Source organism: Clostridium cochlearium (genome assembly GCF_900187165.1).
Taxonomy (GTDB): Bacteria; Bacillota; Clostridia; order Clostridiales; family Clostridiaceae; genus Clostridium_G; species Clostridium_G cochlearium.
The window spans coordinates 101,450-113,609 of the sequence record NZ_LT906477.1 but is presented as its reverse complement, the minus strand read 5'-3'; the positions used below and the strand labels follow the sequence as shown (position 1 = coordinate 113,609).

Here is a 12,160-nt window from a genome sequence, read left to right as displayed (position 1 = left end):
ATTTTTATTATTTTTTACATGAATCTCTTTCTATAAGACTATAATTTAATACATAATGTTCTTTTTCCAATTGTTCTTTATTTATAATTTTTATAAGCATTCTCATTCCTACTGACCCCATATCGTACATAGGTTGTGCTATAGTTGTAAGTTTAGGATAAAAAATAGACGCTGAATATATATTACTAAACCCGATTACATCTACATCTTCTGGCACCTTTAATCCATTATCTCTTAGGGCATTTATTGCTCCCATGGCAATTTCATCACTAGCACAAAAAACACTATCTATGGATTCTTCTTTAAGTATATGTTTCATACCTTCATAGCCATCTCCTGCTTTCATTCCAGATATATAAATTAAACTTTCTCTTATTTTTATATTATTTTTTTCTAAAGATTCTTTATATCCCTTATATCTAAGTGCACCTGCATTATTTTTTTCATCTTTAGGACCTATATATGCAATTGTTTTATTCCCTTTACTTATTAAATATTCCACTGCTTCATATGCTGCTTTTTTATTATCTATACTTACACTTGGGAAATCCTTATTTTCATCTGTTGTTTCCACTAGTACCGTAGGAATATTTAATTCTTTTATTAATTCTACAGTTTCATTTTCTAAAGAATTACTCATATAAAGGACTCCATCAGTCATTTTTTCTTTCAATACTCTTAAATATTCTTTCTCTTTTTCTGTATCTAAATCTGTATTACATAACATTATATTATATTCATATATATTAGCTACATCTTCAGCTCCCCTTACTATTTCAGGGTAAAATTGATTAGATATATCTGGAACAATTATTCCTATGGTACTTGTCCTTTGAGTCTTTAAACTTCTTGCTACTATATTAGGTCTATAACCCAATTTTTTTATTGCAGCTAATACCTTCTTTTTAGTATCTTCATTAACTACATCTATATCATTTAACACTCTTGATACTGTAGCTATAGATACTCCAGCTTCCCTAGCTACGTCTTTTATTGATGCTGGCATATTATCAACTCCTAATACAGTTTTTCTTTGATTTTCTATTCAAATTACACTTTTCTTTACTTATATTCTACGATATAGCCTAAAAAATAGCAAACCTTTTCAAGGCTTAAGATTATTTACGCAAATTAAAAATTATATATAATTAAAGGACATTAAATACTTTTAATGCCCTTTAATTATTACTATTTTATAACTTCTACTTGTATTTTAAAATCTTCTCCATTTATCTTACAGTCTACATATTCTATATCTTTATTATATAAAACTTCTTCTGCAATAGTTTCTTTTCTTATACTATCTTCAAATTTTTTCACAACTTTTTCTAAAGCTTCATTTCCAGATACATATAACTTAATTCTATCGGCAACTTCAAATTCTTTTTCTTTTCTCATATTTTGAATTTTGCTTAAAATTTCTCTTAATTGCCCTTCTTCTTTTAATTCTTCAGTTATAGTTGTATTTAAAACTACACCAATAGTACCTTCTCCTGCAAAAGCAAATCCTTCTAATCCTTTCATTGTTACTAGTAAGTTTTCTTCATTTAATTCTATTTCATTTTCATCTATATTTATGGCTACTTTTTCGCCTTGTCTTATCTTTTGAGCTAATTCCATTTGATCCATAGAAGCAATTTCTTTCCTTATTTGCGGAATATATCTTCCATATTTCTTACCAAGTACTGGCAAGTTAGGTTTTATATTAAACTCCACATAACTGGACAAGTCTGCGCCAAATGTAATATTCTTTATATTTAGCTCATCTTTTATAATACGACCATAATATTCTGGAAGTGTTTTACTACTTACTAACATAGAAGATAAAGGCTGTCTGTTCTTTATGTTCACAGAGTTTCTAGCACTTCTTCCAAGTTTAACTATTTTATAAGCTTCATCCATTTCTTTTTCTAATTCTTCCTGAATTAAGTTTTCATCATACTTAGGCCAAGTGCATAAATGTACACTTTCTGAAGCATTTTTATCTAATCCTCTAACTAAATTAGTGTAAATTTCTTCTGTTATAAATGGTACAAATGGAGCTGCTATCAAGCTTAATGTAGTTAAAACCTTGTATAATGTCACATATGCTCCTATTTTATCTTCTGTTAATTTTTCACTCCAAAATCTAGATCTATTTCTTCTTACATACCAATTTGAAAGTTCATCTACAAAATCCTCTATAGCCAATGCAGCTTGGGTTATTCTATAATTATCCATATGTGCTTCCACATCTTTTATAAGTGAATTTAATTTTGAAATAATCCATTTATCCATTACATTTTCACTTACAAAATCTTTGTATTCTAGTGGATTAAATTTATCTATATCAGCATAAAGCACATAGAAAGAATATACATTCCATAAGGTATTTAAAAACTTTCTTTGAGTTTCTTCTACATCTTCAGGTGAAAATCTTGTAGGAAGCCATGGTGCACTTGCAGTATAAAAATGCCATCTACAAGCATCTGCCCCAACACTATCTAAAACATCAAATGGATCCACAACATTTCCCTTAGACTTTGACATTTTTAATCCATGTTTATCTAAAACGTGACCTAATACAATACAATTTTCAAATGGATTTGTATCAAATATAGCTGTTGATATTGCTGTTAATGTATAAAACCATCCTCTTGTTTGATCCACTGCCTCTGATATGAATTGTGCTGGAAAAGTTTTTTCAAATACCTCTTTATTTTCAAATGGATAATGATGTTGAGCAAAAGGCATAGATCCTGAATCAAACCAACAGTCTATCACTTCTTTTGTTCTTTTCATTTCTTTTCCACACTTAGAACACTTTAACTTAACTTTATCTATATATGGCTTATGAAGCTCTATATTCTCTGGTACATTTATTCCTTTTTCTTTTAATTCTGCAATACTTCCTATACATTCTCTATGACCGCATTCACATTCCCAAATAGGTAGTGGTGTTCCCCAATATCTATCTCTTGAAATACCCCAATCAATTACATTCTCTAAGAACTTTCCAAATCTTCCTGTTCTAATATTATCTGGATACCAATTAACCTTATTATTATTTTCTAATAGTTTATCTCTTAGAGAAGTCATTCTTACAAACCAGCTATCTGTTGGATAATATAAAAGTGCTGTATCACACCTCCAACAATGTGGGTAAGAGTGAGTAAATTTTTCTGATTTATATAGTATTCCTTTTTCATTCATATATTCTATAATCTTAGGATCTGCTTTCTTAACAGGTATTCCTTTCCAAGGTTCTACACAATCAACAAACTTACCTTCTCTATCTACAAGATTTATCATAGGAAGGCCGTATTTTTTACAAACAATATTATCATCTTCACCATATGCAGGTGCTGTATGAACTATACCTGTACCATCAGATAAAGTTACAAAGTCACCATGAATTACTTTAAATGCTTCTTCCTCTGGAGTGTAAAATGGTAACAATTGTTCATACTTAAGACCTAATATATCTTCTCCTTTAAATTCTTTTATTATTTCATATTCTCCGTCTATTACACTATTTACTAATTCCTTTGCAAGAATTAAAATTTCATCATTATTTTTTACTTCAACATAATCAAAATTCTTGTTAATAGCTAACGCTACATTGCTTGGTAATGTCCAAGGAGTTGTAGTCCATGCAAGTATGTATTTATTTTCTTCTCCTTTTACTTTGAATTTTACAAATGCAGTAGCTTCTTTTACATCCTTATATCCTTGTGCAACTTCATGAGATGAAAGTGCTGTTCCACATCTTGGGCAGTATGGTATAACTTTATGACCTTTATATAAAAGCTCTTTATCCCATAATTGTTTTAATGCCCACCATACTGATTCTATGTAATCATTATGATAAGTAACATATGGATTCTCCATATCTACCCAAAATGCTAACTTTTCAGACATATCCTTCCACATGCTAGAATATGTAAATACAGAATCTTTACATTCTTTTATAAATTCTTCTACACCAAACTTTTCTATTTCCTCTTTTCCTGAAATTCCTAGTTTTTTTTCTATTTCAAGCTCTACTGGAAGACCATGTGTATCCCAACCAGCTTTTCTTAAAACTCTGTAGCCCTTCATTACCTTATATCTTGGAATTAAATCTTTTATAACTCTTGTAAGAACGTGGCCTACGTGAGGTTTACCATTAGCTGTTGGTGGACCATCGTAAAAAGTAAAGTATTCACCTTCTTCATTTAAAGCAAAGCTTTTATCTACTATGTCATTTTTATTCCAGGAATCTAATATTTCTCTTTCCATTTGTACAAAACTTCTTGAACTATCTATCTTTTTATACATTTTACAGCTCCCTCCTAAAAATTATTCTTGTCATATACTTGCCATAATAATCAATAAATTTATATAAAATTAGTTTCTTATACAATAAAAAACTCCGTCCTAATAGGACGAAGTTTTACTTCGCTATACCACCTATAAAATTAGTGTATTCTTTTCAAACACAAATATGTTCTATCCTTTAACGCAGGATTACGAATATACTTACTAAAATTTCAGCAATCTACTCCAAGGTGATTTTCCTTAAAATCCCACCTGTGAAATTTCACCAACCTTTCACTCTCTGTAAGGGTTATTTTAAGTACTCTTCCTTTTCATAGTATTTAAAAACACAATTATTATTAAAATCTATTAGAATACATTATATTATATGGTTTATTTGTTGTCAATTTAATTTAATAATCCTAAAGATTTTAAAATTCCATTCGCTATTGATTGTGCACATTTATTTTGAAATTCATCAGTATTTAAATTTTTTTCTCCTTCTACATTACTAATAAATTCTAATTCTGCTAATATAGCTGGACTAGTACTATTTCTTAAAACATAAAAATTAGCTGTTTTAGTACCTCTATTTACTGTTCCCAAATTTTTAATTAATTCGTTTTGAACATTAGTAGCTAGTTTTTGACCTAATATGCTTCCACTACTATAGTAAGTTTCTGTTCCTTTAGCTGAAGGTATATTATCTACTGAATTACAATGTATAGAAACAAAATAATTTGGATTCATACTATTAGCTATTTCTGTTCTCTTTTTTAAGTCTAGTCCTTCCGAAGATGGCCATGATACTTCATCACTAGTTCTAGTATATACTACTTTTACTCCTTTATTTTGTAAAATTGATCCTGTCTTCTTGGCTACTTTTAACGTTATATCCTTTTCTTTTATTCCTGTAGGTCCTACTGCTCCAGAGTCATAACCCCCATGTCCTGGGTCTATACAAACTGTATGCTTACTGTTGCCTTTTCCTATAACAAGTAATGTTAAAATAACTTCTTTTGGATATCCATTTACTCTTCCTTTGTATGCATATGTACCTGCTTTGGTTGTATTTGCTGCTGTGCTATTCCAAGTTATATTTTCTTCTTTAGTTCCACCTTGAATAGTTTTAACATTAATCTTTGAAGGCAACTCATATTTTTCACCTTGTGATACACTTTTGATTATATCATCTACTGAAGCTATAGTTATATTGTTATATTCATTATTAATATTTTCTTTGTAATAGTCTAAAATTCCATCTGCTATAGCTTTTCCTAACTTTTCTTGAGTACTTGAGTCTGTTAACTTTTTTTCATCTTGTGGATTATTTATAAATCCTAGTAATACTTTTACTATAGGTTCATTAACCGCATATATTTCTTGGAAATTTCCAGTTTTTACTCCCCTATTTCTCATACCAGTATACGATGATAATTTACCTTGAATTTTATCTGCTAAATTTTTTCCAATAAAATCTCCTTCTTTATGAAAAGTTTCTATACCTGTAGCATCGTTGTTAGCTGCTATATTACAATGTATACTTACTACAGCATCTACAGGGGTTACACCTATAACTTCAAATCTTGATTTAAAATCATTTTCTCCATATTTAATATTATCATCTTTTCTAGTATAAACTACTTTTATACCAGCATTCTCCAAAATAGATCCTGCTTTTAATGCTACATCTAAGTCTATATCTTTTTCTAATGCCCCATTTGGACCTGAATTACCTGTATCACTACCACCATGTCCTGCATCTATGCATATAGTGAATCCACTTTTGTCTATCGGTGGTACTGCTGTATTATTCTTTATAATAAACTTCATCTTTACATTAGTTGCCATACTTTTACCTGAAAGTTTCTCAATTCCTTTATTAGCTATAAGGAAATAAGTTTTCCCATATTCATAACTTCCTTTAGGTGATATGTACACTGATTTTTTATCTGCACTGACCTCTAGATTAGTTTCTATCTTTTTACCATTTTCATCTGTTACATATATTGTATTATTATTTACTGTACTAATTCTTAAAATGTCATTAAATTTTATAATCCATCTTTTGTTTTGATCTATACCTTGTTTAGTGGGAATTATGTTAAAATCTTCTGAAGCTTTCACATTATATGCTGTAGATAATAAAAATAAACATAAAAATACGGCGCTAAATACTATTAAGCTTTTGCATTTTTTCATTAAAACACCCCATCCTATTTATTATTTTTTCGCTTATACATTTCATATTTATTAAAAGAATCTTTTAATGCAACTATTAGTGCCTTTTGAGAAGTAGCTAGAAATCTTTCATTTATTTCTAATATTATCTTATTTAGATCTTTTACTAAATTTTTACCTACTAAAATAGTTTTTATAAAATCATTAGTTATATCACTTATTGTATTGCAAGTTACATCAATAATAATATCTGTATCTTTATCTAATATAAGGCCTAAAAAAAAGGAATTGTACATTTTAGTTATGGGATCCATATTATTAGATTTTGACATGCCTGTTACATATATAGTATTAGTATCATAAATCATTTTTTTCTCTCCATTCTTTATTAAATAATAACATATATTATTTTATAATTAAATTATACAATAGTTTAACTATAATTTATACTTTATTAAAAATAAAAAAGAGAATTGTCTTACTTTAGCAATTAATTACTAAAGTAAGACAATTCTCTCTTAACTCACTTTTACTTCAATATTATCTCATCAGGTTCTTTTAATTTAAGCATGTCCATTATAATTCTATATTTTTCTTTATCTCCTGTAGTAAAAACCTTAAAAAATTTATTTCTATTGTCTTCTTTAAGTAAATCCATCTCCTGTAAATATTCTTTTATCGCAATAGCGTGATGATGTGCTGGATTTAAAAAATTTACATCTGGATAGCATTCATCAAAAATATGCTTAATTATTGGATAATGAGTGCAACCTAATATTATTGTATCTACATCTTCTCTTGATTTAATATCATCTATATCAGTTTTTATAATATTTCTAACTTCTTTTTCATTTATTTCTCCACTATCTACTATAGCTGCAAGTTCTGAACATCCTTTCCCGATAACCTTTACATCTCCTAGCATTTTATCATAGTACTTAGTGCTTACAGTAAAATTAGTTGCAATTAGCCCAACTTTATCTCTTTTCTGAATATTTTTTATATTATTTACTATAGGATCTATTACTTTTATTATCTTTACATCATAATCCCTACTTATTTCATCTATAATAGTTGAAATTGTGTTACAGGCAACAGCTATAACTTTAACATTTTCAGATATTAAAAACTCTATCATTTTTCTAGTAAGTTTTATAATCTCTTCTTCTGTCTTATTCCCATATGGAACATTTTTGTTATCACCAAAATAATATATGTTTTCATTTGGTAATAATTCTTGAAGTTCCTTTACTGTTGTAAGTCCACCTACTCCTGAATCTAAGACTCCAATGGCACTGTCCTTTGTAATCATAAATATCAACCTCCTCAAAAAATAAAGCCAGATTATTGTCTTATTTAACAAAAATCCGGCTTCTTTACATTTATATATATAAGTTTCAGTTTTTACCGACTTATATACAAATATAAGAACGTATGTTATTATCTTTTAAAAATATTGTAACAAAAGATTTTAATTATGTCAAGAGTTTCATTTTTCTATCTCTTAACTTATTTTAATTATGCTTAACATGCTCTAATCCAGCATTAAATAATTTTCTTATATGTTCATCGTCTAAAGAATAAAAAACAGTTTTCCCTTCTCTTCTAAACTTAACTAATCTAGCCGCTTTTAAAGTTCTCAATTGATGAGAAATAGAAGATTGACTCATATTTAATACTTCTGCAATATCACAAACACAAAGTTCTTTATTAAATAAGGCATATATTATTCTTATTCTAGTATAATCTCCTAAAACCTTAAATAAATCTGATAACTTCATAAAAGTTTCTTCATCTAACATATTTCTTCTCACGCACTCTACACAATCTTCATGAATGGTACAGCATTCACAAACTTCTATTCCATCTAAATTTTTCATTATTTCACCCCAATATGAATGTTTTAATTAATTTAATTATATCTATCAATATATCTTTATTCAACTTTATATAGGATATATTATAACTTTTTTAGCCAAGAGACTTTTTTTCACATCTATTATCCTTTGATTATATGAACCCTTATACTTTAGATTAGGTTCAATCTTATCTTGTTGAAAAGTACCATCTACTAATATATCTATATTTTCAATTAAAATTTTCCATCCATTTATTTTATCCATATTGCTAAGTATATATTCAAATTCATATCCTGTATAACACCATATATTAAGGTCATCTTTTTTTATCATTAAAGCTAATTCAGCTAAATTTTCTGCTTGTTCTAATGGTTCTCCGCCAGAAAAGGTAACCCCTCTTATTATAGGTATATTCTTTCTTATTCTTTTAATTATATCATCTATGCATATCCTATCACCATATTCAAAGTCTTGCATAGCAAGATTATGACACCCCTTACATTCATGCTTACAACCTGATAAAAATAATACAGATCTAAGTCCTTCACCATTAGCTAAGGAATTATCTAAAAAACCTGCCACTTGAAGATAGTTCATTTTCTATCTCTCCTCATAAAAAACTTTTCCATTAGTATGTGATAATCTATCCTTTCTTTCTGCTACCTTTCCAACTCCAAATCTTTCATCTAAACTTAAATATCCTGTAACCCTAGATATGCCTTGTATATTTTTGCTTCCACATTTAAAACAACTTGATTCGTGATTATCTATATAAGTACCACAGTTTTTACAATACTTTATATGAAAGTTTATCCCTAAATAATTAATATTAGTATTGCTATAAGCATAATTTATTATATCCATTATTACATCTTCTGTTGGATAATCATCTAACTCGATGTAAGAAATATGTCCTCCATTACAAATTGAGTGATATGGCGCTTCTATATCTATTTTTTCTTTTATTGATATTGGATATCCAACTGGTATATGAAAACTGTTTGTATAATAGTCCTTATCTGTTACCCCTTTAATTTCACCAAATATTTTTTTATCTTGTACTATAAATTTCCCACTTAACCCCTCTGCTGGAGTAGCATAGCAAGACCAATTCAACTTTGTTTCTTTTGTAGTCTTATCGGTAAAGTCTCTTATATGTTTTATGATTTTTATTCCTAATTCTCTAGCATTTTCTGATTCACCATGATGCTCTCCTATTAAAGCTTTAAGAGTTTCAGCTAATCCTATGAATCCTATACCCCAAGTACCTTGTTTTAAAATAGGTTCTATACTGTCCTCTGGCTGTAAATTTTCTGATCCTTTCATTAGATTTTGTCCTGCAACAAAAGGTAAATCTTTAACTCTTAATCTTTTTAAAACACCATACCTATGTAATAATGCTTCTTTTGCCATTTCTAATCTATTATCTAATAAAGCAAAAAACTTATTTATATCTTTTTTAGATATAATAGCTATCCTTGGTAAATTAATTGTAGTTGGTGCTATATTACCTCTTCCTTTAACATCTGGTTCTCCATTTACATTAGATTGTACTCTAGTTCTACATCCCATAGTAGCAGGTAAATATCCTTTATTATAATATTCTAAATTAAAATCTGCATCAATGTTCATAAAAGTAGGATTCATCCTCTTACTAGCAACTTTACAGGCTAATTTAAATAAATAATAATATGGATCTGATGGTCTCTTATTCACTCCATCTTTTACTCTAAATATTATATTAGGAAATATCGGTTGTTCACCTTTCCCTAATCCTTTTTCATACTCTATTAAAAATAATTCACAAACTAATGCAGCATCTTCTGACATTGGTATCCCTATATTTATTGAACTAAAAGGAACTTGTGAACCCGCTCTTGAATGCATAGTATTCAGATTATATACTATGCCCTGCATTGCCTGACTAATACTTTTCCTTAATTTTTTTTCACATAGCTCTTCAATCTTTTCTTCTTCTAATCCAACTTCTCTTAATTCTTCTTTTATTTCTTTTCTTGTAAATTCAACAAAGTAACCCATATCATTATCAAAATCTGGATGAGATTGCCCACCAAACATATCATTTTGAGTTGATTGTAATAATATACATGATAATTCGCAAGCAGACTCTATTCTTTTAGGAGGTCTTATAAATCCATACCCTGTATTAAATCCTTTTGATAAAACTTCTTTAGTTGGTATGTGCAAACAATTCACTGTTAAATTATAACTATCTAAATCATGATAATATATATCTCCATTTTCATGAGCCTTAGCTAAATGTTTAGGCATAGCAGCTAAGTTATACCACTTATTAGATTCACTAGCTATTCTTAATAATTTTGAAGAAAAATTATTTCCAACATTAGCATTATCTCTGTCTGTTTCAACCCCTATCTTCTCTATAGCTTCCATTAAATCTGATTTTATTTCTCTTATTCTAGTTCTTTCCTGTCTGTAATTAGCATAGGCTCTCCCTATATTTTTATAACTGTTCTCCATTAAAATACTTTCAACTAAATTTTGAATTTCTTCAACTGATATCTCATCTTTATTTAACTTTTCTATTTGTTCTACTACATTTTGAGTTAAATTCATATATTCACTTTCTTTTAATTCAAACCCTATTTCCTCAGAAGCTCTCTTAATTGCATTAGCTATTTTTATGGCATTAAAAGAAACTCTTCTGCCATCTCTCTTTACAACATATAGCATACACATTTCCTCCTAACTACAATATATTGTATATACTTTGGTCATTATACTATGTGAATGTCATAAAATCAACTTATAAAATTCCATATTATATGAAGTAAATGTGTTTAATATATAATTTATCTTTTCAATCTCTTTCTTTTGCACTTATGTTAAAGTTGACCTTTTATAAATATAAGTTTATGTATTTGCTGTAAATTAATTCAACATATTTGCAATAATTAAATATATATAATATAATAAACTTATAAAATTTAATAATGTAGTGCTAGGGGTGCTATAAAAGCTGAGAAATGGATTTCTTATTCATTAACCCTTGTACCTGAACTGGATAATTCCAGCGTAGGAAAGCCTTTTATAGATATAGAATATTATTATTAGCATTCCTTAATTGGAATGCTTTTTATTTACCCCTCATGCACAAACAGGAGGTATTATTTAAATGAATTTATTATCTTTAGGAGAAAACTTATTAGAAATAGTTAGTAATCCTAATTCCATATTAACACTACTAGGTCTAATGTTAGTAGTAATAATTTTATTAAAATCTAAAAAAATAAAATTAACTCCAGCATTAATTTGTAGCATAGGACTAGCATTGGCTTTAGCTACTATTCTAGATATGTTTAAGCTAACAAAGCTTCCAAATGGAGGTTCAGTTACACTTGGAGCAATGGTTCCTATTATATTAATGGCTCTTTTATACGGTCCTGAAGTAGGTTTTCTAACTGGATTTTTATATGGCCTTATAAAATTAATATTAGGTCCATATATACTTCATCCACTTCAAGTTTTATTTGACTATCCATTACCTTTTATGGCTCTTGGATTAGCTGGATATTTTAAAAACAACAAAATTTTAGGAACTATAATGGCTATATTGGGAAGATTTGTTTTTCACTTTATTGCAGGAGTAGTATTCTGGGGAAGTACAGCACCTGAATCTATGTCTTCTTACTTATATTCACTAATATATAATGGATCTTTTTTATCTGTAAATGCTCTTATATGTATTGTGATAATATATGTTTTACCTATTGAAAATATATATAAAATTATAAATAAAAAGTCTTATTATAAAGTTTTATAACATATTAAAGGTGCCTTCTTTTAAAGGCACCTTTAAG

9 protein-coding genes, 1 riboswitch and 1 other annotated feature are annotated in these 12,160 nt (G+C 28.2%); of the genes, 1 reads left to right on the top strand and 8 read right to left on the bottom strand.

Annotated elements, in window-relative coordinates; genetic code table 11:
- Positions 1–7: 7 nt before the first annotated feature.
- From CKV72_RS00580 to CKV72_RS00545, 8 genes are all read right to left on the bottom strand, one after another.
- Complete coding sequence (locus CKV72_RS00580) at positions 8–1,006, bottom strand: LacI family DNA-binding transcriptional regulator (protein WP_089866700.1); 999 nt, start codon at positions 1,004–1,006, stop codon at positions 8–10.
- Between the two features lie 182 nt (positions 1,007–1,188).
- Entirely contained in the window at positions 1,189–4,299 is a 3,111-nt protein-coding gene (gene ileS, locus CKV72_RS00575; protein ID WP_095177187.1) for an isoleucine--tRNA ligase, read from the bottom strand.
- Between the two features lie 100 nt (positions 4,300–4,399).
- Positions 4,400–4,623, bottom strand: a binding site (T-box leader).
- 63 nt (positions 4,624–4,686) lie between these two features.
- The gene (locus CKV72_RS00570) at positions 4,687–6,480 is read right to left on the bottom strand and encodes an N-acetylmuramoyl-L-alanine amidase (RefSeq protein ID WP_095177186.1); all 1,794 of its coding nucleotides are present in this window, start codon (positions 6,478–6,480) and stop codon (positions 4,687–4,689) included.
- Positions 6,481–6,494: 14 nt separating this feature from the next.
- A complete protein-coding gene (locus CKV72_RS00565) occupies positions 6,495–6,827 on the bottom strand; it encodes a DUF3870 domain-containing protein (protein ID WP_089866706.1) in 333 nt (110 codons plus the stop codon).
- Between the two features lie 161 nt (positions 6,828–6,988).
- Positions 6,989–7,771: a glutamate racemase gene (gene murI / locus CKV72_RS00560; protein ID WP_095177185.1), complete on the bottom strand. Its 783-nt coding sequence runs from the start codon at positions 7,769–7,771 to the stop codon at positions 6,989–6,991.
- A gap of 202 nt (positions 7,772–7,973) precedes the next feature.
- The gene (locus CKV72_RS00555; RefSeq protein ID WP_089866711.1) at positions 7,974–8,339 is read right to left on the bottom strand and encodes an ArsR/SmtB family transcription factor; all 366 of its coding nucleotides are present in this window, start codon (positions 8,337–8,339) and stop codon (positions 7,974–7,976) included.
- 66 nt (positions 8,340–8,405) lie between these two features.
- The gene (gene nrdG / locus CKV72_RS00550; RefSeq protein WP_095177184.1) at positions 8,406–8,915 is read right to left on the bottom strand and encodes an anaerobic ribonucleoside-triphosphate reductase activating protein; all 510 of its coding nucleotides are present in this window, start codon (positions 8,913–8,915) and stop codon (positions 8,406–8,408) included.
- Between the two features lie 3 nt (positions 8,916–8,918).
- Complete coding sequence (locus tag CKV72_RS00545) at positions 8,919–11,033, bottom strand: anaerobic ribonucleoside triphosphate reductase (protein ID WP_095177183.1); 2,115 nt, start codon at positions 11,031–11,033, stop codon at positions 8,919–8,921.
- Positions 11,034–11,293: 260 nt separating this feature from the next.
- A riboswitch (TPP riboswitch) is annotated at positions 11,294–11,399 on the top strand.
- Positions 11,400–11,475: 76 nt separating this feature from the next.
- On the opposite strand from CKV72_RS00545, the gene thiT reads away from it, so the two are divergent.
- Positions 11,476–12,123 (top strand): energy-coupled thiamine transporter ThiT, encoded by a 648-nt coding sequence (thiT, locus tag CKV72_RS00540; protein WP_095177182.1) that lies wholly within the window; start codon positions 11,476–11,478, stop codon positions 12,121–12,123.
- The last annotated feature ends 37 nt before the right edge of the window (positions 12,124–12,160 follow it).